General features: G+C 42.0%; 15 protein-coding genes and 1 pseudogene. 11 read left to right on the top strand and 5 right to left on the bottom strand.

The window, feature by feature from the left end:
- Positions 1-75: 75 nt before the first annotated feature.
- From purF to UYC_RS0112700, 3 genes are all read right to left on the bottom strand, one after another.
- On the bottom strand, positions 76-1572 hold the full coding sequence (gene purF, locus UYC_RS0112715) for an amidophosphoribosyltransferase (protein WP_016879529.1): 1497 nt from the start codon (positions 1570-1572) through the stop codon (positions 76-78).
- 195 nt (positions 1573-1767) lie between these two features.
- A complete protein-coding gene (gene purL / locus UYC_RS0112710) occupies positions 1768-4137 on the bottom strand; it encodes a phosphoribosylformylglycinamidine synthase subunit PurL (protein ID WP_016878524.1) in 2370 nt (789 codons plus the stop codon).
- 1271 nt (positions 4138-5408) lie between these two features.
- Entirely contained in the window at positions 5409-5894 is a 486-nt protein-coding gene (locus tag UYC_RS0112700; protein WP_016878526.1) for an allophycocyanin subunit alpha-B, read from the bottom strand.
- Between the two features lie 328 nt (positions 5895-6222).
- On the opposite strand from UYC_RS0112700, the gene rlmD reads away from it, so the two are divergent.
- Complete coding sequence (gene rlmD, locus UYC_RS0112690; RefSeq protein WP_026087725.1) at positions 6223-7629, top strand: 23S rRNA (uracil(1939)-C(5))-methyltransferase RlmD; 1407 nt, start codon at positions 6223-6225, stop codon at positions 7627-7629.
- A gap of 396 nt (positions 7630-8025) precedes the next feature.
- Positions 8026-8481, top strand: coding sequence for an ATP-binding protein (locus UYC_RS0112685; RefSeq protein ID WP_016878529.1), 456 nt, complete (start codon positions 8026-8028; stop codon positions 8479-8481).
- Positions 8482-8541: 60 nt separating this feature from the next.
- Here UYC_RS0112685 and UYC_RS0112680 read toward each other — a convergent pair whose 3' ends face one another.
- Positions 8542-8829, bottom strand: coding sequence for a DUF6439 family protein (locus UYC_RS0112680; RefSeq protein WP_016878530.1), 288 nt, complete (start codon positions 8827-8829; stop codon positions 8542-8544).
- Positions 8830-8872: 43 nt separating this feature from the next.
- Here UYC_RS0112680 and UYC_RS35520 point away from each other — a divergent pair.
- Together UYC_RS35520 and asnS are read left to right on the top strand one after the other, a co-directional pair.
- A pseudogene (locus tag UYC_RS35520) lies at positions 8873-9241 on the top strand (sll0565 family protein).
- Between the two features lies 1 nt (position 9242).
- On the top strand, positions 9243-10634 hold the full coding sequence (gene asnS, locus UYC_RS0112670; RefSeq protein WP_016878532.1) for an asparagine--tRNA ligase: 1392 nt from the start codon (positions 9243-9245) through the stop codon (positions 10632-10634).
- 176 nt (positions 10635-10810) lie between these two features.
- Here asnS and UYC_RS0112665 read toward each other — a convergent pair whose 3' ends face one another.
- On the bottom strand, positions 10811-12130 hold the full coding sequence (locus UYC_RS0112665; protein WP_016878533.1) for an APC family permease: 1320 nt from the start codon (positions 12128-12130) through the stop codon (positions 10811-10813).
- A 239-nt stretch (positions 12131-12369) separates the two neighbouring features.
- On the opposite strand from UYC_RS0112665, the gene UYC_RS0112660 reads away from it, so the two are divergent.
- From UYC_RS0112660 to UYC_RS0112630, 7 genes are all read left to right on the top strand, one after another.
- On the top strand, positions 12370-12762 hold the full coding sequence (locus UYC_RS0112660; RefSeq protein WP_016878534.1) for a M28 family peptidase: 393 nt from the start codon (positions 12370-12372) through the stop codon (positions 12760-12762).
- Positions 12763-13011: 249 nt separating this feature from the next.
- The gene (locus tag UYC_RS0112655) at positions 13012-13518 is read left to right on the top strand and encodes a chemotaxis protein CheW (RefSeq protein WP_016878535.1); all 507 of its coding nucleotides are present in this window, start codon (positions 13012-13014) and stop codon (positions 13516-13518) included.
- Positions 13515-14756, top strand: a complete 1242-nt coding sequence (locus UYC_RS0112650) for a CheR family methyltransferase (RefSeq protein WP_016878536.1) — start codon at positions 13515-13517, stop codon at positions 14754-14756. The genes UYC_RS0112655 and UYC_RS0112650 overlap by 4 nt, the downstream gene beginning before the upstream one ends.
- A gap of 113 nt (positions 14757-14869) precedes the next feature.
- Positions 14870-16546, top strand: coding sequence for a methyl-accepting chemotaxis protein (locus tag UYC_RS0112645; protein WP_016878537.1), 1677 nt, complete (start codon positions 14870-14872; stop codon positions 16544-16546).
- A 415-nt stretch (positions 16547-16961) separates the two neighbouring features.
- The gene (locus UYC_RS0112640; RefSeq protein WP_016878538.1) at positions 16962-18614 is read left to right on the top strand and encodes a methyl-accepting chemotaxis protein; all 1653 of its coding nucleotides are present in this window, start codon (positions 16962-16964) and stop codon (positions 18612-18614) included.
- A 28-nt stretch (positions 18615-18642) separates the two neighbouring features.
- The gene (locus tag UYC_RS0112635; protein ID WP_016878539.1) at positions 18643-19377 is read left to right on the top strand and encodes a chemotaxis protein CheW; all 735 of its coding nucleotides are present in this window, start codon (positions 18643-18645) and stop codon (positions 19375-19377) included.
- Entirely contained in the window at positions 19374-21680 is a 2307-nt protein-coding gene (locus UYC_RS0112630) for a hybrid sensor histidine kinase/response regulator (RefSeq protein WP_016878540.1), read from the top strand. The genes UYC_RS0112635 and UYC_RS0112630 overlap by 4 nt, the downstream gene beginning before the upstream one ends.
- The last annotated feature ends 2 nt before the right edge of the window (positions 21681-21682 follow it).

Raw genomic sequence — 21682 nt, 5'->3', positions numbered from 1 at the left:
GGATCGGGGATCAGGGATTGGATACTAGGATTTCTTAATTCCTAATCCCTAGTCCTCTGTCACCTGTCCCCTAAATTACACCACCACTTTTTCTAACATCAGCTTGGTGCGCTTCATTGGTTCTGGCACAGGAATGGGATAGTCTCCTGTGAAGCAAGCAGAGCAAAAGCTTTGTGGATCTTCTTTTGTTGCTGCTAGCATTCCCTGCCAGCTGAGATAGGCAAGGCTGTCTACCTCTAATTGCTTGGTTATTTCTTCTACTGATTTAGTGGCAGCGATCAGCTGATCCTGAGTATCAGTATCAATGCCATAGAAGCAGGGGTGAGTGACTGGCGGCGAGGAAATTCGCATATGTACTTCTATTGCCCCGGCTTCACGCAAGGTTTTGACCAATTTTCGGCTAGTAGTGCCGCGGACAATCGAGTCATCCACAATTACAACTCGCTTGCCATACAATACGTCTTTGAGCGGGTTTAGTTTCATGCGAATGCCCGACTCGCGCATGGATTGAGTAGGCTGAATAAAAGTGCGCCCGACGTAGCGATTTTTAATCAGCCCTTCGGCATAAGGGATGCCGGAGGCTTGAGAAAATCCAATTGCTGCTGGCACACCGGAATCAGGAACACCAATGACAATATCGGCTTCGGTAGGAGATTCTTCTGCTAGGTGCCGCCCCAATCGCATCCGATAGCTGTATAAACTCTCGCCCCGCATAATGCTATCAGGGCGGGCAAAGTAAATCATCTCAAAGATACACAGTTTGCGTTGTGGGTGTTGATACCAGTGATAGGAAGCCAAACCCTCTTCGGTAATCCAAACTAGCTCGCCTGGTTGCACATCCCGCAGAAATTCCGCACCGATGATATCTAAAGCACAAGTTTCAGAAGCGAGGACATAACGCATTGGCTCGCTTTCTAAAGTGCCAATGACGAGGGGGCGAATACCATTGGGATCGCGAACACCCATGACACCAGTGGGTGTGCCAATAACTAAACTAAAGGCTCCCTGACAACGACCAAAAGCTTGAATGCAACCCTCTAGCCAATCTCTACCAGCGTTGACTTCTTGGGCGATCGCCAAAGCAATCATCTCTGAATCAGTTGTAGTGACTAAGTTGCAGTTTTTTTGCAACAAGTCTTCCCGCAATTGCGCCACATTGACTAAATTGCCATTGTGTGCTAGGGCTAACTTTCCTAAACGAGTATCAACTACAGCGGGTTGGGCATTGACTTTGCGGCTAGAACCTGTAGTGGAATAACGAGTGTGACCAACGGCTATACTACCGGGTAACTCACTCAAATTAGTTTCATTAAAGACTTGGGATACCAATCCCATATCTTTATGCAGGTGTACTTGCTCACCCTCAAATGTGGCAATGCCAGCCGATTCTTGCCCCCGGTGCTGGAGAGCATACAATCCAAAGTAGGTGAGTTTGGCTACGTCCTCTCCTGGTGCATAAATGCCAAATACACCACAAGCTTCTTCTGGCTTGTCTGTTCGAGTTTCTTGATCGTTCATTAAGTTATTCTGTCGAGGGTAGTCATCCGAAGTGACGCTATGCTTGGGAATCATGCTCGCTTTGCTCCTGGTCGGGGGTGTCAAGTCACTAGGATTATGTAAAGGGATAATTGTGTGATGATTAATAAAAAATTAACCATCCATTAAAACAGTACCTTAATTACGCTTGTACAAGCCAGTACAATTGATGAGTTATTAGTTAAAACCCTTACTTTCGACTTCATAGTTCCTACTTTGTCGTTCATAGGGTTAAGCCGTCACAGTAGACATGGCTAAACGTTTTTCAATCGCATTTACATAGCGATCGCTCATCACCTCAATCCTAACGTTTATTAAAGTTTGCTTATCAGAGGTTAAAACCCGCAAACCAGTTTCGGAATTCCCAACTTTACCTAGTTTTTGCCACTCTTGAGCAAGATTTTGTTGTAAGTAAGATTCCCAAATATCTTGTTGTTCTGGCGTTACGGAAACTACTATTCGCGCACCACCTTCACCAAACAGCACTTCATCTAGTCGTCGGGAATTATTTGCAGCTAAATCTAAGTTCACTTCTGCACCAAGTTTCCCAGTGATACAACTTTCAGCAATGGCAGTTACCAAACCACCCTCAGCACAATCATGAGCTGAACGTATCCAACCTTGACGAATTCCTTGACGACAAACTTTTTGCACCCGCCGTTCCAAATCAAAATCTACCCGTGGTGGTTTGCCAGCAATAGTATTGTGAATAGTCGCTAAATACTCTGAACCACCTAGAGTGGAATCAGAAGCTAATCCACCCAACAAATAAATTACATCGCCTTCTGCTTGCCAAGCTTGACCGCAAATTTTGCTTAAATCGGGAATCAAACCCACCATTCCCACAACAGGAGTGGGATAAATAGGTTGGGGTAGCCCTTGAGAGTCAAGGGTTTCGTTGTACAGAGAAACATTACCGCCTGTAACCGGAGTTGCCATTTCTCGACAACCTTCCGCCAAACCGCGACAAGCTTCAGCTAATTGCCAGTAGCCAATTGGTTTCTCTGGGCTGCCAAAATTAAGATTATCAGTAACTGCCAAAGGCTCCGCACCGACACAGCTAAGATTGCGTGCTGCTTCTGCTACTACTGCCTTCGCCCCCTCATAAGGATCGAGATAAACGTAGCGAGGATTGCAGTCTACTGTTGCTGCCACACCGGAGTTGAAATTTTGGATTGAGGTATCTCCTCTCCCAGTCTCTTCTTCCAAAGGACGCAACCTAATCACAGCAGCATCACCACCACCAGGCAACATCACGGTGTTGTTCTGTACTTGATGATCGTACTGGCGATACACCCAACGTTTAGAAGCGATCGTCGGAGTATCCAGCAAAGTCAGCAGGATATCGTTCCAATTGTGCTGGCGTCCTTTAATCTTAATGCCAGTTGTTGTACAGGCAGGGAGAGAAGCAGGTGTCCATTCCCAAGCTTTGCGGACATATTCTGGTGGTTCTGCCAAAACTTCTCGCTCATATACGGGGGTATTTTCTGCCAAAGCAGTAGCAGGAATTTCTGCTGCTACTTTACCTCGAAATAAAATCCGCACTACTGGTTCGGCAATTACAGTACCAGCAACAACAGCATGTAGTCCCCAACGATGAAAGATATCTATTAATTCTTGTTCGCGCCCCTTTTCGGCAACAAACAGCATTCTTTCTTGGGACTCGGAAAGCAAGTATTCATAGGGAACCATCCCCAATTCTCTGATGGGAACCCGATCTAAATCGAATTCAATTCCCACACCGCCTTTTGCTGCCATTTCTGAGGTAGAACAGGTGATGCCAGCTGCACCCATATCCTGTGCGGCAACAACTGCACCTGTTTTAAAAGCTTCCAAGCAAGCTTCAATTAATGACTTTTCTAAAAAGGGATCGCCTACTTGTACTGCCGGGCGATCGTCTAATGATGCATCACTGAGTTCAGCACTGGCAAAACTAGCACCTCCCATCCCATCGCGCCCGGTGGTGGAACCGACATACAGCACGGGATTCCCGATGCCAGATGCACCTGATTTCACAATTTCCGGTGTTTCCATTAATCCTAATGCCATCACATTCACTAAAGGATTACCGGAATAAGCACGGTCAAAGTATACTTCACCGCCAACGGTAGGCACGCCAACACAGTTACCGTAGTGGCTTATACCTGCTACCACACCGCTAAAAAGCCTTTGGGTTTTTGCATCTTCTAAAGAACCAAAGCGGAGGGAATTTAAAATGGCAATGGGACGCGCACCCATTGTAAATATATCACGGAGAATACCTCCAACTCCTGTCGCAGCTCCTTGGAAGGGTTCCACAGCAGAAGGATGGTTGTGAGATTCTATTTTAAACGCCAGCCGTAATCCATCACCTAAGTCTACAACACCAGCATTTTCACCGGGGCCAACAAGAATGCGATCGCCTGTGGTGGGAAATTGTTTTAGTAAGGGTCGAGAATTTTTGTAACAGCAATGTTCTGACCACATGACCCCAAACATTCCCAATTCAGCTTTGTTTGGATGACGTCCTAACCGCTGCACTATTTCTTGATATTCTTCAGGTTTAATACCTTCAGATGCAATTTCTTCAGGGGAAAAGGGAACTTCGGAGGTGGTGGTCATATCAGTAATGCACCAAGGGGACAAAGGTCTATTCTATCGATTTCTGAACCATTCCCGTAAAGTACTTCATCTCGGATAAAATTTACCGATTGGATTTGTACTGTGATGTACGAGCCTCTTAACCCAATAATTTTCTAAATAATTTTCTAAAAATTTAGTCAAGCACTAGGTAAGCTTACAGTAAAAATACTTAGCTTTTATACTTTATCCATAAAATAATCAAATACATTTAAGTGATTTCACGATTACTAGAGACATGGTGATTTTGTATATTTTATTCAATTAAGTAAAGCTTGAAAGTATATGTAAGTATGAATACGAAAACCTAACCTATGTTTTAATTTGCAAGCGCATATTTACTTCGATCCCAACTTTATGCAACTATTTGTGATGTTTGCGTTTAAAGTTGCGAACGAAGCTGTCGCTATTGCAAGTATCAATACTACTAGGGTTATCACTGGTGCATTCAGAGCTTTGAGTAAAATTGTTGTAACAAAAGTTATTTTTGAAACTGGTAAAACGTGAGCGCAGTATTGTTCAAAACAACTAGCAGAATGAATGCGTCTTGGCGATCGCAAGCCTCCTCAATGCAATTAAAGCCTGTTTAGTCATCGAGGTATTTTGCAATAATCGCCCAATCCATGATTCTAGAAGAATTTCATTGATCTCGACAAGCTATTTGGCTGTATGCACAAGTCTCAACAGCAGACGTTTAACATAAATTTAAAAAATAATTGCCACAGACAAATGCATTAATACAATCCAGATGTAAACAGCGGTTTTCAATCCAAAAATCTAAAATTTAAAATTGTAAAAGATGATCCTAAGATCAGGTTGTGATAAAAATCACACCTTTATATGATTGAGATCCTATGCCTGTGATTGGCAAATTAAGAGAATAAGAGATAACTGAACTCTAGCCGAGTCAATAATAGGGAACACACTGATTGCCGATAGCCTTCTTGAGAGTGCTGTTGGCATTTTTGTTATTTATACGATCTGCTAAGGTACTAAAACGGGAAACCCACCAAAGTCTTATCTCCCCCTTATTAGTGTACGGGTGGGTTTGAAATAAAACCGCCCCTAGCAAACGATCACAATAAAATTTCCCCACAACTGGTTAGTAACTTGACATAAATTTTGCCAGAGCCACTACAAGTGTGGGGAGTATGATGGTATTAAGAAATTGATAAATTTCAAGTGCTAAGACTTTGCACTCTCATTTTAGTAGCACAAGCCCACGCAAAGATAGCGTTAGGACTTACTTTGAATTAAGACATCGCTTGAATGATGTAATCAAAGTAGGGAGCTGCTTCGGCAGCATCTTCAGCATTGAGTAGATCGAGGGAGGCTTTCTTTAGACAATTAATGGCTTCAACCATTCCAGGCACAGGAACGCCCAGAGAGTTGTACATTTCTCGCACACCTACCAAACCAATTTTTTCAATTGGTTCTTTGTCACCGGCAAGTACGCCATAGGTAATTAGGCGCAAGTACCAGCCAAAGTCGCGGATACATAGAGCACGCTGGCGCTCTCCATAAGCATTGCCTCCTGGCGCAATAAAGTCGGGGCGCTTCTGCCAAAGCTGTTTAGTAGCTTCCTGAACTATTTTTTTTTCGTTTTCAGCCAGGGTGTTGGCAATGCGTACCCGCTGTTCGCCGGTTTGCAAAAAGTCTTTGATACTTTTGAGTTCACCACTGCTGGGATAGCGCAGTTCGTCGTCGGCTTTGAGAATAACTTGGCTTATTACAGTCATGATTATTGAAATCACGAGATTTATTATTTGCTAGTTTAACGAGTCTTGTGGACACAAGTGAAGAGGGGAGGGGAAGAGGAGGGAGAGACAAGGGGACAAGGACAGTAATAAACAACCAACTACTGTACGGGCGGGTTTTATTAGTAATCTCTCAAAATAACGAAATATCTAAAATAAACCCGCACGGCAGTCGCTACAACGGAGGAGCCACTGCGGTGGACGGGTTTCCCGGCATAAAGCATGTGGCGTGGAACCTCCAAGGGCGCGCTGCCTCCCCTACTAACAAATGACTAATGACCAATGACAAATGACTAATAACAAAGAACTAATGACAGACACACTTTGGAAGCAAGGCGAATTAATAGAAGTTAACATTACTGATTTGAGTGATACAGGCGATGGTGTAGGACGATGGCAGGAGCGAGTAGTGTTTGTGCCGGATACTGTGCCAGGCGATCGCGCTGTTATCCGCTTAGTACACGTCAAAACCACATTTGCCCACGGTAAACTTAAACAATTGTTAAAATCCTCTCCTCACCGCATCCGCCCAAGTTGCATTGTGGCTGATAAATGCGGTGGTTGTCAGTGGCAGCATATAGATTATGAATATCAGCTAGTAGCCAAACACCATCAAGTTATTCAAGCATTGGAACGTATCGGTGGCTTTATCCAACCACCAGTAAATCCAGTTTTAGCTCTTCCAAGTGCTTTGAGCTACCGTAATAAAGCTACCTATCCTGTTGGTTTATCAGCAGCAGGAAATGTACAAGCTGGTTATTACCAAAAAGGTAGTCATCAATTAATCAATTTAAATCAATGTCCTGTCCAAGATGCACGATTAAATCCTTTGTTGGCTCAAGTCAAACAAGATATCCAAAAGCAGGGTTGGCAAATTTATGACGAACAGCGCCATACAGGAATAGTACGCCATATTGGATTACGCATCGGTCGCCGCACTGGGGAAATCTTACTAACTTTGGTGGTAAAAGATTGGAATTTAGCAGGGATTAAAGACCAAGCCCAAGAGTGGCTGAAGCGTTATCCAGATTTAGTCGGAGTTTGTTTAAACAGGAACTCTCAACGCACAAATTCCATCTTTGGATCTGAAACTCGCTGTATTGCTGGTGTTCCTTACCTGCGAGAAAAATTTGCTGGGCTGGAATTCCAAGTACGACCAGACACTTTTTTTCAAGTTTACACAGAGGCAGCAGAGGCATTGTTACAGGTCATTCAATCACAGTTGAATCTCCAAGGTCATGAAGTTTTACTTGATGCCTACTGCGGTATTGGTACCTTAACTTTGCCTTTGGCTAAACAAGTGCATCAGGCTATCGGTTTAGAAATACAACCAGAGGCAGTGGAACAGGCGATTTTAAATGCCAAATCTAACCAGATAGATAACGTGTCTTTTGTTACAGGAAAAGTAGAAAAAATACTGCCGCAGTTGGAAATAAAACCGGATATTGTTTTGCTAGATCCACCACGTAAAGGATGCGATCGCCAAGTGATAGAAACTTTGTTGGCTAACCAACCCCAGCGAATAGTTTATGTGAGTTGTAAAGTCGCAACCCTTGCCCGTGACCTCAAATTACTTTGTGAAAATGGAGTTTATACCCTTAGACTTGTCCAACCCGCTGATTTTTTTCCTCAAACCGCTCATGTGGAAGCAGCAGCATTTCTTGTGCGATCGCATACGGATAAAGGTGCCGATACCTTTACAAAAACTCAAATTTGAAATTTGTAGTCTAGTGCATAGTAACAATGCTAAACTAGAATTAAGGTAAGAATATAATCCTTCTGTACATAATAAATAGAAGTAGTATGGGCTACTCTAAAACATGAATTAGGTTGTCTAAAATATAAGTCGGTGATTAAAAAGAGTAGGTTAATACTCTTTTGTTTATGAATAAAAAGCATTTTTTGAGTTGCTAACTGCAATAGCAGGTTTGTTTAGGCCGTTTTATATGAGAACAACCCAATGTCATAAAGAGAGCTTATGCTCCCTAGCATTTTCAAAATTTAGTTTTAAAGACTTAAGTTTGAAGGCAACATGACCACCTCAAAATTCAATCAGGGTGCCTGTGACACCAAACTGATGTCTAGCTAACTCTGAAGCTGCGGGGTTTCTCTTGTGATTACCATTTCACTTCGTCCAGTTGGACGTAATTGGGGCACAATTAGCTTTGCCTCAACGCTATATCTCTGTCCAATACTAGATTTACTCTTGGCAGAAATTCCAGTCAAAATGCAAGCAGAATTGCGGCTAGGACTTCAAGAAGCCTTAGTTAATGCAGCTAAACATGGCAATAATCTCGATCCTAGTAAAAAAGTTGTAGTACGTTTTTCCTTAATAGATAATCAGTATTGGTGGGTCATATCAGACCAAGGCAAGGGTTTTACTCCGCTATGCAATTGCGACACAGATCCATCACAATTCTTGCCATCAGATGAGGCAGAAAGTGGTCGTGGTTTATCGATTTTGCATCAGATTTTTGACCAAGTGGAGTGGAACCCAAAAGGTACAGAGTTAAGACTTTGTAAATTATTAGATCAGAATCGGCTGAGGATACCACTCTTACGAAATTAGGAAATTGTTAATGGTTAAATTGCTAATTGTTCATAGCAATCAACCATTAACCATTAGCTATTAGCCATTTGTTTTATGTCCGTGAGTTGGACAAGGTGGTGCGGTAATAGAGCGATCTAACCAACCTGTTGCCACTTCTAATCTTGTGAGAGCTTCTTGTTGTTGATCCTTGAGAAGGAAGACAAGAGCTGCCGCCAATTGTTCGCTAGCGCGAGCTTTGCGGTTAGACTTGAGGCGATGCCAATCATTAGGGGAGATGCTCAGTTTCTCCATCAAAGCTTGGGCAAGCTCCAAGGTAGTATGGTCATTCAGTTGACTGTTTTGAGGCTGCTGTGTAAATTGAGACATACACTTTTAGCAAAGTCGCATTTATCTTTACTGTACTACTTTAATGAAGCAGTCTCCAAACTCACGAGAAGCATCAGAAGAGGAAAATCCAGAACTAGATTTTGAACAAGAACTGTTGGAAGTTGGGTGATCGCTTGTGGCATTAAAACAACGTTACAGGCAGGTAAAACGGGATAGTCGCCAAAAGCAGCAGTTGCAACAACAATTTGAGCAGCTCAATCAAACTAAAAACCTGACACCAGAAATGAAAGCCGAGTTACGGCAAATTCAACAACAGTTGGAAGTGCTAGAAGTGTGCTTAGAAAGCCAGCTGTTTTCTTGGCGCGGATTTAAAGATCCTTTCTGGCAAGCCGTCCGCTTCGGTGGATTGGGCGTTATCATAGGCTGGATATTAAAGTCTTGTGCTGGATGATATGGTAGCTCGAAGGATTGCAGAAATATTAAGAAATGGTCAACCTGATGAATCGATCAAGATTCAAGGCTGGGTTCGCACAAAACGTGAATTAAAAGATTTTGCTTTTATTGAAGTAAATGACGGCTCTTGTTTGGCTAATTTGCAGGTAGTAGTCAATGCAGAATTGCCAGACTACGAAACTCTGTTAAAAAAACTGAATACAGGTGCCTCTGTGGAAGTATCGGGGGTATTGGTAGCTTCTCCAGCGAAGGGACAACGCATTGAGTTGAAAGCAGAACGCTTAGAAGTCTACGGAGAGGCTGATCCCGAAACCTATCCTTTGCAGAAAAAACGGCATTCCTTTGAATTTCTGCGCACTATTGGACATTTGCGATCGCGCACCAATTCCTTTGGCGCAGTTTTCCGAGTTCGTAATGCTTGTGCAACTGCGATTCACCAATTTTTCCAAGAACGTGATTTTTTATGGGTGCATACTCCCATCATTACAGCAAGTGACTGTGAAGGCGCAGGAGAACTTTTCAGCGTCACTAGTTTAGACTTAAAAGATATTCCTCGCACAGAAAATCAAACTGTAGACTATAGTAAAGACTTTTTTGGTAGACCGACTTATTTAACAGTTAGCGGTCAATTAGAAGCCGAAATCATGGCGATGGCATTTACCAACGTCTACACATTTGGCCCTACTTTCCGTGCAGAAAACTCCAATACCTCTCGCCACTTAGCAGAATTCTGGATGATTGAACCAGAAATGGCTTTTTGCGATCTCCACGGCGATATGGATTTAGCTGAAGAGTTCCTCAAACACATATTTAAATATGTGATGGAGAAATGCTCAGAAGATATGGAATTTTTTAATCAGCGCATTGATAACACTGTGCTGGCAACAGCAGATAATATTATTAATAACCAATTTGAACGCATCACTTATACAGAAGCAATCAAACTTTTAGAAAAAGCCGATGTTAAGTTTGAATATCCGGTGAGTTGGGGCTTAGATTTGCAATCAGAACACGAACGCTATCTTTGCGAACAAACCTTTAAAAAGCCAGTCATTGTTACCGACTACCCAACTCAAATCAAAGCATTCTATATGCGCTTAAACGATGATGAAAAAACCGTTGCCGCGATGGATATCCTTGCACCGAAAATAGGTGAAATTATCGGGGGATCGCAGCGGGAAGAACGACTAGAAGTGTTGGAAAAGCGGATACAAGCCCAAGGAATGAAGCCAGAAGATTTGTGGTGGTATCTTGACTTGCGCCGTTATGGTACAGTTCCTCACGCCGGCTTTGGATTGGGTTTTGAAAGACTTGTGCAATTTATGACAGGCATGGGGAATATTCGTGATGTGATCCCCTTCCCACGCACGCCAGAAAATGCAGAATTTTAAGGATAGTTATAAACCAAGTTTATAAAATACGCTCTGTAAGATCCCCGACTTTTTAGAAAAGTCGGGGATCTGTGTTTTGAGTTTATGTATTTTTACTCACATTTTTGCTCCTGGCAATATGAATATCAAAACCACAACTACGTGCAAGGGGAGCTATGCTTTCACTTATTGCCGGGTTAATCAGTGCGTGGTAAGTGTCCTCTTCTAAAAGCCTTTTGGATCAGAATTAGAAGCATTCCAATTCCCACAAACACCAGCGCCAAAATGTGACTTGCACCAGAAGCAAAAGCAAACAAAACGAGATTTAACAGCAACGCGATCGCCGGAACTATATAGGGAACCCGAAACCCGTTATTTTCAGGTTCTCGGCGTTTTATGAGTAGCAGCGAGAGGTTAACAAGACAAAACATTGCCAGAATCAAGGTGGCGGTAGTTCCTGCTAAAAATTGCAGCGTTCCAGAAAGCGCCAGAAAAATTGCAATTGGTAAAATGACCAGCAGCGTTCGATAAGGCGTGGCTCTGCGTCGATGTAATTTCCCTAACCAAGCGCTTAGAAGTCCTTCACGCGACATCCCAAACAACAGCCGCGATGCCGTGACAAAATTTAACAGCGCCGTATTGAGTACGGCAAATAGAGCAATAATTGTAAAAACGACTTGGGGAAAATTGGGCTGCGCTCGACGAACTACATCGAGTAACGGAGCATTTGAAGCAGCAAGCTCGGAGGGATTGAGTACTTGAATAGCAAGCCAGGAGACAAGTATATAGACTGCGCCCGCGATCGCCAAGGCAAGTAAAATCGCTCTTGGCACGTTACGTTCGGGATTTTTAACTTCCTCCGCAACATTGACAATATCTTCAAATCCAATAAAGGCATAGAAAGCCAGTGCCGCTCCCTGAGCCACTGCGCTCCAACCTATGGCTTGCTCGTTAGGGACAACAGCAGGATTAGCCGCACCACCACCGCTCAAAAACAAGGTTGAAACCAAAATTACAATCAAAAGACCGGAAACCTCAACAGATGTGCAAAAAATATTTAGAGCCGAGGATTCCTTCATGCCTCTGAAATTGACAAATGCCAGCACCGAAAAAAGCGCCAGGATAATTAGCCAAGCTGGAATCGCTGGTACAAAAGCGTTGAAATAGCCAGCAAATGCTTTCGAGAGCGTCGCCATTGAAACCAAGCACGTACAAAACATTAACCAGCCAACCAATATTGAGAGCCAGTCGGTACGAAAAGCCCTGTGGACAAAGCAGGCAACTCCACCGCTTTGTGGAAATCGGCTGCCTAGTTCGGCGTAACTTAAAGCTGTGAATGCCGCTACAATCATAGCCGTCAAGAACGAAGCCCAAACCAAAGTGCCGGAAAGCCCGGCAATTTTTCCGACTACCGCATAAATTCCCGCACCCAGAATGTCACCCACTCCATAAATCACCAAAGTTGGCAATCCAAACACTCGCTTGAGTGAATCTGCTTCTGCTACATTTTTGTTCATAAAACGTTTGAGAGCTTTTTTTTACTCAACTGCTAACTTTTCAAACATCTTTGTTCTGGTTATGAGAGCTATTTCTTCTCCTTACTAGGTTGAACCTGGTAAAGAAGGTTTCGAGGCTGCGCCTCCAGACTGATGCTTGCCCAATTAAGTCTGCAAACGGTAGAGAAATATAAAGAAGACTGTGAAAAAAAGAAATTATAGATAGCATCGATTCAAATTATTTCAAAAGGGTGCAATCGATGACAAGAATTGAGCAAAAACAAAAAAGGAAGCTACTGATTTTTAATCAAGCTGCTTCAGTAAGACTATATCCTTCGGTTGGCAACTTTATCGGTTTTGTGGGTAATGTTGGTTCTGCTCCTCTACTCATACAGGCGATCGCTTCCTTCCGTCACCACACCCAATTTCCCTCAGAAGGCGTTGCTCTCCCTGCCCAGATGCCAGGGGTGGGTTGGTCAGATCAATGGGCATTCTGGCAGCAAGGCTATCAAGGGATAATGGTAACTGATACTGCTCCTTTTCGCTATCCCTACTACCACAAATACGAAGATACCCCTGACAAGATTGACTATGAACGGTTAGCACGGGTTGTCTTTGGTTTAGAAAGAGTTATTGCCGAGCTTGCCGGATAAAATGAAGCAAATTTTGTAGGGTGGGCACAGCCTAACTTTCCTCAAACCCCTATTTTTACCTTGTGGACGGTGCTCACCTTACCGTTTCAGGATAATCGGCATCGTCCATACTTATATTAAGAGTTTCAATATTTACCAATAAAATTAAGTAACGAATCCTAAAATTATTTACTTCATGAGTTAAAACTGTTTGATAGTAACACCCTGGGTAAGCAACAACTTGGGTAACTTCTTTGCTAAGGTAAACTAATGTTATTTTTATTACTTAACATTGAAAATGAACGTTACGCGCTAGAAAGTCAGGAAGTTGTAGAAATTTTACCGCTTGTCGTCCTTAAACCCGTACCTCATGCACCCGAATATGTGGCTGGTGTTTTTAACTATCGAGGGCAAATTGTGACGGTGATAGATATGTGTTACATGATACAGAAAAAGCGCTGTCCCGATAATTTGAGTACTCGGATCGTACTAGTCAATTATCGGGGAAATAATAGAGTCGGAGCCTCAGAATCTCAAACTCCCTATCTTTTAGGTTTGATGGCAGAAAGAGTAGTTGAAATGTTACAGGTGGCTGACGCTGAGTTGGTTGATCCAGTTATCCAGGTAGATTCAGCACCTTACCTGGGCAAGATGATATTAAATGACCAAAGAATGATTCAGTGTATTCAGATTGAACACTTATTATTAGAGTCGTCTCAAGTTTATTTATTACCAGAAAATCACAACATAGAATTGCTTGAAACATTAAACCAATGACACAATCTGTCATCGAAAGTTTACTGACTCAAAAGATAGGTTTAGATGCAAATTCAATTGGCTGTAATAATATCCAAAGAGCAATTGAGCGACGGATGGCAGATTGCGCGATCGCAAATATAACAACTTACCTTGAGCATTTACAAAAGTCTAGCGAGGAATGGCAAGCACTAATTGAAAGCATTATTGTTCCAGAAACATGGTTTTTCCGAGAGCAAGAAGCGTTTGCTTTCCTGAAAAATTACATCCAGTCTGAATGGTTCCCATCCCAACCTGGACGAGTTTTGCGGGTTCTCAGCGTACCTTGTTCCACAGGTGAAGAGGCGTATTCAATTGCTATGTCTCTGTTAGAAGCTGGCTTGAGTTCTACCAAAGTTCAGATTGATGCTGTTGATATTAGTAAACACTGTCTGCGGGTTGCCCAAAGAGCGATTTACAACAAGAACTCATTTCGTGGCAGCAACCTCTGTTTTCAGGAGCGCTATTTTCAAACAACAGAGACAGGATATCAGCTGTGCGAACAGGTGAAAAGTATGGTTAATTTTATCCACGATAATTTAGCTGCTACTAGTTTCCTAGCTGGAATACAGCCTTATGATGTTGTCTTTTGCCGCAACTTGCTGATTTATTTCGATTCTGCAACTAAACATCGCACCATTAAAGTTTTAGAAAAATTGCTTACCCCAGGAGGGTTATTGTCTGTAGGGCACGCAGAAGCTGGATTGTTGCTTAATACTAAATTTATTCCAGTTCGTTACCCCGGAGCTTTTGCCTATCGTAAGCCTGCCGTCTCTCCTTTTTCGCTACAGTTTAGCAGCAAAACTGTTTCCAAAAATCATCGTGCTAGCGATCAAGAAAAACCCATCCCAGATAAACCTTCTTCCCAGGTAACTGTGAATATAGAAACTCAAAATCTTGTCAAAGATTCCCAAGCTAACTTCCTAGAAACAGCCAAAACTATAGCCGATCAAGGCAAGTTAGACGAGGCAAATCAACTATGCCAGAACTATCTCAGCCAAAATCCTGATTGTGCTGAGGCATATGTTCTTTTGGGGCAAGTGCAGCAAGCGATGGGGCAAGATGAACACGCTGCACAATCTTTCCGTAAAGCAATATACTTACAACCTTTGCATCAAGAAGCGCTTATTCATCTGGCATTACTTAGGGAAAATCAGGGAGATGTTGATAGTGCAACTCTCCTATGGCGACGAATTCAGCGTATGCAGAAAAAGGTGTAAATTATGCTGGCTGTTAATCTTAAGTTTTGGTTGGGAACTATGGGAAAAGAACTTGTTTTCAATACCTTATACTAGCTTACTACTCAAACACCAGTGGAAAGGAAAAATTTGAAATGTTAAATAACTGGAAATTCAGAGATCTGACTTTACTTGGATTTTCTATTCCCACATCCTTAATTTTTATATTTAGTGGCATGGTTTATTTAACTGCCAGTCAGGCAGGAGGAACGTTTAGACAAGTTGGTATTTCGTCCAATGCCATGATCGGAGCAAATGATATGGTTGTGAGTATGAAGAATATGGATCTAAGAATTCGCCGATGTTTACTCGCTCCGGAAGAAAAAAAGGAAGCTTTGGAATTGTATGCAAAGGATAGACAGCGTTTTCAAGAGGGACTGAAACTTGCAACTAGTGTTGTTGAAGATGCGGCGCAGAAAGAAAGATTACAAAAGCTGACTCTACTAGAGAATGAATTGAATATATTGGCACAACAAACGCTCCTTAATTTCAAGGATAATACTAATCAGAAAGAAGTAATAAATAATTACGTAAATCAAAGTAAGGAAATCAACAATATAATTACACAAATGAGCGATGATTTTGATGTAAGAGAACAAGAAATTATGGGGAAAAGTATTGATTTAACGAAAACAAGTATCAATTTTTTAATATTATTAACTCTGGCTTTTTCAATTTTATCTATTACTGTAGCAACTATTGCTACTTTATTGATTGCAAAATATTTAGGTAATAAAGTCTCTACTGCCATAAAAGTGGCAGAGAAAATCTCCATCGGTGATTTAACTTCATCCATTGCTGAAGATGTATCACAAAATAAGGACGAAATGGGACAACTATTAAAAGCCTTTAAAACTATGACTCATAGTTTGAATAATCTCATTCGTAAACTACAGCAATCGGGTATTCAGGTAAGTAGTTCAACTACGCAAATAGCGTCTTCTGGCAAGCAATTAGAAGCAACGATCGCCGAACAAGTAGCATCTACTAATCAAGTAGCAGCCGCAGCCAAAGAAATATCTGCTACCTCCAGGGAACTACTGAAAACAATGGAAACAGTGGCTGTAACTTCGCAAACTACAACTACAAAAGCTAGTGACAGCCAAAAAGACTTAATTCGCATGGAAACTACTATGCGCCAACTCGTAGAAGCTACCAATACTATTGCCGCACGACTGGGGGTAATTAGCGAAAAAGCAAACAACATTAACAGTATCGTAGTGACGATTACCAAAGTGGCAGATCAAACCAATTTGCTCTCATTAAATGCGGCAATTGAGGCAGAGAAAGCCGGAGAGTATGGATTGGGCTTTGCCGTTGTCGCTAGAGAAATTCGTCGTTTGGCAGATCAAACCGCCGTCGCTACTCTTGATATTGAACAAATGGTTAAGCAAATGCAATCCTCGGTATCTACAGGGGTGATGGAAATGGATAAATTTGCTACTGAAGTGGGAAGAACAGTCGAAGATGTTGCCCGGATTAGTTCGCAGATTGGGCAAGTTATTGAACAAGTGCAAGATTTGACACCGCAATTTGAGGCTGTGAATCAGGGAATGGATACTCAGTCACAGGGAGCGCAGCAAATTAGTGATGCGATGGTGCAGTTGAGTAGCACCTCCCTACAAACAGCGGATTCATTGAGAGAAATTAATAGTGCGATCGCCCAACTCAATCAAGTTGCTAATGGGCTGCGTCAAGAAATTTCTCGTTTTAAGCTCGTGGCAGAAAATTCAACCTACAGTCTTACTGAACTTATACCATCGCAGTTATGAGCAGTTATAAAAATTTGTGAAAGCATGAGAATTTGAATGTTTAATTATTTTTATATTTCATATAAATTAGTATTTCTAACCACAATTAAGTAGAATAACCACATTCAAAGTAAGGGATTACTAAAAAAGAAATTACCCAATAAATATAGGGGTAGGTGAGCGATAGCGTAATCCATCATGATTCCAGAGTTAATAGTGCGTTGTGAACTAACATCCTAACGCATTATACAAATTGGAATTTTTTTTAATTTGAGGTTCCTAAGATGCGTCCTAATATCCCCAGCTTCTCTAAGAAGTCGGTGATATATGTGTAAAATTTGTGTATAAAAAATGTTGTTTCTGTACTTGATGTGGGAACTATAGAAAAGCAAAGCTTTGCAAAAGCCCTTATAGTACACTCTATGTTTCGTCAGTTATGCAACAAGGAATCAAAATTAATCAGTTTGTCATTGGTGGATGTGGATTAATTGTTATCTTAACTTTGATTACTAGTTTGATTTCTAAATCAACAAATGATTCTCTTATAGAGTCTAATAAGTGGGTAGTGCATACTTTTGCAGTTAAAGAAAATTTAAGAGCTATCGAAAAACTTTTGGTTGACGCGGAAACAGGAAAAAGGGGATTTATAATTACTGATAGAGAGAAATACTTAGAACCATATGAAAGTGCTAAATCTAAATTAGGAGATGAAATATCAGATTTAAGAACTCAAATTTCGGATAACAGCGAACAATCAAAAAGACTCATCGATTTGGAAAAATTAACTCAGGAAAAACTGAATGAATTACAAGAAACAATCAATCTGAAAAAATCAGGAAAAACCCAGGAAGTATTAGCTCTGATTCTTTCCGATCAAGGCAAAAGAATTATGGATGAAACCAGGCAAGTACTGAATGAAATGCTCCAAACCGAAGACCAACTTTTAGAAGAGCGACAAAAACACGCTAATCAAGCTCAGGCTTTTGCCGCTTATGTTAATTGGGGGATATTTTTCTGTATTGTAGTCACTGTCATCATCGTTTCATCTGCCATCATTCTTATACCCAGTCGTGCCTTAACTCGTTCATTACAAACTGCCTTCAGTTTAGCAGAGCGGGTTTCAGAAGGTGATTTAACAACTCAGGTTGAGGTGACATCAAATGATGTAATTGGCAAGTTAATGGCGGCATTAAAAAATATGACGCACAATCTGAATTCCTTAGTACATCAAGTCCAAAAGAGTGGCATTGAAGTAACTACTTCTTCAACTCAAATCGCTGCTTCTGGTAAGCAACTAGAGGCGACTATCACTGAACAGGTAGCCTCTACTAATCAAGTATCTGCCACTACTAAGGAAATTTCTTCCACTGCCAGAGAACTAGTCAAAACGATAGAAGAAGTTGTAGTGATGTCTCAATTTACAACTAAAGCTGCTGGCAATAGTCAAAAAGATTTGTTGCGTATGGAAACCACTATGCGCCAACTTGGGGAAGCAACAAATTCTATCGCCACTCGATTAGGCATGATTAGTGAAAAGGCAAATAACATCAACAGTGTCGTAGTTACGATTACCAAAGTAGCAGATCAAACGAATCTACTATCATTAAATGCTGCGATTGAGGCAGAAAAAGCCGGAGAGTATGGATTGGGCTTTGCCGTAGTTGCAAGAGAAATCCGCCGACTAGCAGATCAAACCGCAGTTGCCACCCTTGATATTGAGCAAATGGTTAAGGAGATGCAATCTTCAGTTTCTACAGGAGTAATGGAGATGGATAAGTTTGCTATGGAAGTTGGGCGGAGTGTGGAAGATGTTGCCAATATTAGCGTTCAAATTGGGCAGATTATCCAGCAAGTACAAGATTTAAATCCCCACTTTGAGTCAGTAAATCAGAGTATGGAAATCCAGTCTCAAGGAGCGCAACAAATTAGTGATGCGATCGCCCAATTAACTCAAAATTCTGTACAAACAGCAGATTCACTGCGGGAAATCAATAACGCGATCGCTCAACTTAACCAAGTAGCTCAAGGATTGCGTCAGGGCGTCACCCGCTTCAAAGTCAAAACAGAAAATATCTCTGCCGTAGCTTAAATAGACTTGCTTTCCTCAGCAGCTTTTTATGGATTCCATTACTGTTTCATCTAATATTCATCGTTGCTGGAATACCATTGGCATTAGTGGCGATCGCTCCTGCCTAGAATTAGCAAATTTCATTCACTGCCGTAATTGCCCAGTGTATTCTAGTGGCGGGCATCAACTCTTAGAACGTTCTATACCCAACAACTATCGGCAAGAATGGACTCAGTTAGTCGCTCAATCTAGCGCTGGGGTAGAAAAAAAATCGGTTATTTCCGCAGATTCTCACCTTATTGATGGTGTCAACATTCAAGCAGCCCTGACAGTTGCAATTTTTCGCCTGCAACAAGAATGGCTGGCTCTGTCTGCTCAAGTTTTAAAGGAAACTACCCCACCAAAGGTAATTCATTCTTTACCCCATCGCAGCAACCAAATTTTGCGGGGATTGGTAAATATCCGAGGTGAGTTGCATATGTGTATCTCATTAAGCCACTTACTACATCTAGAAAATAGCGATCGCCCATCAGCAACAATCAGCCCAGTAGTTTATCAACGCATGGTGGTAATAGAAAAAGCGGGCGAAGTTTGGGTGTTTGCTGTGGATGAACTCTACGGATTACATAAATTTCATCAACATGAGTTAAAAAACGCTCCTAATTCTCTAGCAGCCACAAATCAAACTTACGTCAAAGGTTTATTCCAGTGGCATACTTGCAGCGTTAGCTACTTAGATGAAGAACTTATATTTGCCGCCTTAGCGAGAAAAGTTCTGCCATGAATAAAGAATTGGACTTTAGCAATTTTTCCCTGCTGGATTTATTCAGTATGGAAGTCAAAGCTCAGGTTGCAGCCATTAATAATAACCTGTTGGCACTGGAGAGAAACCCCCAACCCAAAACAGAACTAGCAGCCTTAATGCGGGCAGCCCACTCGATTAAAGGAGCAGCACGAATTGTCCAGATGGATAACGTAGTCTCTCTGGTGCATATGATGGAAGACTGTTTTGCCGCCGCTCAGGCAGGTAAAATTTGTCTCAATCCCGATGCCATTGATGTGTTCCTGCGAGGAGCAGATATACTCTTGCACATAGCTGAGGTTTGCGTCACCAATCCCAATATTGATCGAGAACTGCAAATTCAATCTCTAATCGCAGAAATTATTCAGATTCAAAGTAACGAGGTAGTACCCCTTCTTTATAGCCAAATTTTAAATATTCCCGATCCCTCGATCACAGATATTGATTTAGCTACCCAATTGCCACTAGTAGCCAATCAGGAGGTTTCACAAAGTAGTCATTCTTTGTCTGCATCCACCGTCACTGAAGAATTACGCACCAACCACAACTCAGTGATGCGCGTGACTACTGACAATCTCAATCGCTTAATGGCACTAGCGGGAGAGTCGTTAGTTGAAGCAAATTGGTTAGAGCCATTTGCCAACTCTTTACTGCAATTGAAAGGTTCTCAGACAGAGTTGTCTGGTTTATTAGAGAAGTTAGAGGTATTGCTAAGTCAACAGGATATCAACAGTCATGTCAGAGAAATTTTAAGTGGGGCGCGTCAAAAAGCGAGCGAATGTCGCCAAATTTTAGGCGATCGCCAAAATGAATTGGAATTGTTTTCCCAACGTTCTGTCAACCTAGTTGATCGCTTGTATCGGCAAGTAGTTACCACTCGGATGTGTCCGTTTGAGGAGGGAGGGCAAGGTTTTCCTCGCATGGTGCGCGATTTGGCAAGACAGTTGGGCAAGCAGGTAAAGTTAGAAATTATCGGCAAGTCTACCTTACTGGATCGAGATATTCTCGAACGCCTAGAAGCACCGCTCACTCAAATACTGCGAAATGCGATCGATCATGGCATTGAGTCGCCCCAGGAACGTTTAATAGCAGGTAAGCCAGAAGAAGGCACAATCCAAATTGAAGTTCTCCATCGCGCCGGGATGCTGTTTGTTACCGTCAGCGATGATGGAAGGGGAATTGAACCAGAAATTCTGCGTCAAGAAATCGTCAACAAACAATTGACAAATGCAGAAATGGCAGTTCAACTCTCAGAAGTAGAACTGATGGAATTTCTGTTTTTACCCGGTTTTTCCACTGCCAAGAGCGTGACTGAGATTTCTGGGCGTGGGGTGGGATTGGATGTCGCCTATAGTACTGTGCGCCAATTAGGCGGAATTATGCGGGCTGTCTCCTCCTTGGGAAAAGGTATGACTTTTTCCTTGCAACTGCCGCTAACACTATCTGTAATTCGTACTTTGTTAGTAGAAATTGCTGGCGAACCCTATGCATTTGGATTGACTCATATTGAGCGGGTGGTGGTTTTATCCAGATCTGATATTCAGTTATCAGAGAATCAGCCCTTTTTTATGCTCAACAATCAACCCGTGCAATTAATCTCTGCACGTCAAGTTTTGGAATTGCCATCACCTGCTGCCCATTGTGAATGGCTCAGTGCGATCGTACTTAGCGATCGCCAAAGTATTTATGGATTGGTTGTGGATCGGTTTTTGGGTGAGCGCAATTTAGTGGTACGTCCTTTAAATCCGCGTTTGGGCAAAGTTCCCAACATTAGTGCTGCTTCTTTAATGGACGATGGTTCTCCAGTATTGATTGTGGATGTGGAGGATTTGGTACGTTCTATTGCCAAAGTTCTCTCTACCAAACAAATCAATCAAGTCAATCAGTCTCACCGTCAAGCTATCACTACAACCTTCAAGCGGGTACTAGTAGTTGATGATTCGATTACAGTCCGTGAAATGGAACGCAAACTCTTAGAAAACAAGGGTTACAAAGTCGAAGTTGCCGTTAATGGTATCGACGCTTGGAACACAGTACGCAGTGGAGATTATGACTTGGTAGTGACTGATATTGATATGCCACGCATGAATGGCTTTGAACTCACAAGCCAGATTAAAACCCATGCTAATTTGAAGCATACCCCTGTGATTATTGTCTCATACAAAGACAGAGAAGAAGACCGACTGCAAGGATTAGAAGTAGGTGCAGACTACTATCTAACCAAAAGTCACTTTCATGACAATAGGCTGGTGCAAGCAGTGATTGACTTAATTGGAGAAGCTTAAAT

The organism is Chlorogloeopsis fritschii PCC 6912 (assembly GCF_000317285.1).
Lineage (GTDB): Bacteria > Cyanobacteriota > Cyanobacteriia > Cyanobacteriales > Nostocaceae > Chlorogloeopsis > Chlorogloeopsis fritschii.
Note: the sequence above shows the minus strand (reverse complement) of the source record. Positions and strands in the feature narration are given on the sequence as shown.

Coding starts and splice junctions, on each gene's coding strand:
- purF (WP_016879529.1), bottom strand. CDS start 1,572: ATGATTCCCAAGCATAGCGTCACTTCGGATGACTACCCTCGACAGAAT.
- purL (WP_016878524.1), bottom strand. CDS start 4,137: ATGACCACCACCTCCGAAGTTCCCTTTTCCCCTGAAGAAATTGCATCT.
- UYC_RS0112700 (WP_016878526.1), bottom strand. CDS start 5,894: ATGACTGTAATAAGCCAAGTTATTCTCAAAGCCGACGACGAACTGCGC.
- rlmD (WP_026087725.1), top strand. CDS start 6,223: ATGACAGACACACTTTGGAAGCAAGGCGAATTAATAGAAGTTAACATT.
- UYC_RS0112680 (WP_016878530.1), bottom strand. CDS start 8,829: ATGTCTCAATTTACACAGCAGCCTCAAAACAGTCAACTGAATGACCAT.
- asnS (WP_016878532.1), top strand. CDS start 9,243: ATGGTAGCTCGAAGGATTGCAGAAATATTAAGAAATGGTCAACCTGAT.
- UYC_RS0112665 (WP_016878533.1), bottom strand. CDS start 12,130: ATGAACAAAAATGTAGCAGAAGCAGATTCACTCAAGCGAGTGTTTGGA.
- UYC_RS0112660 (WP_016878534.1), top strand. CDS start 12,370: ATGACAAGAATTGAGCAAAAACAAAAAAGGAAGCTACTGATTTTTAAT.
- UYC_RS0112655 (WP_016878535.1), top strand. CDS start 13,012: ATGTTATTTTTATTACTTAACATTGAAAATGAACGTTACGCGCTAGAA.
- UYC_RS0112650 (WP_016878536.1), top strand. CDS start 13,515: ATGACACAATCTGTCATCGAAAGTTTACTGACTCAAAAGATAGGTTTA.
- UYC_RS0112645 (WP_016878537.1), top strand. CDS start 14,870: ATGTTAAATAACTGGAAATTCAGAGATCTGACTTTACTTGGATTTTCT.
- UYC_RS0112640 (WP_016878538.1), top strand. CDS start 16,962: ATGCAACAAGGAATCAAAATTAATCAGTTTGTCATTGGTGGATGTGGA.
- UYC_RS0112635 (WP_016878539.1), top strand. CDS start 18,643: ATGGATTCCATTACTGTTTCATCTAATATTCATCGTTGCTGGAATACC.
- UYC_RS0112630 (WP_016878540.1), top strand. CDS start 19,374: ATGAATAAAGAATTGGACTTTAGCAATTTTTCCCTGCTGGATTTATTC.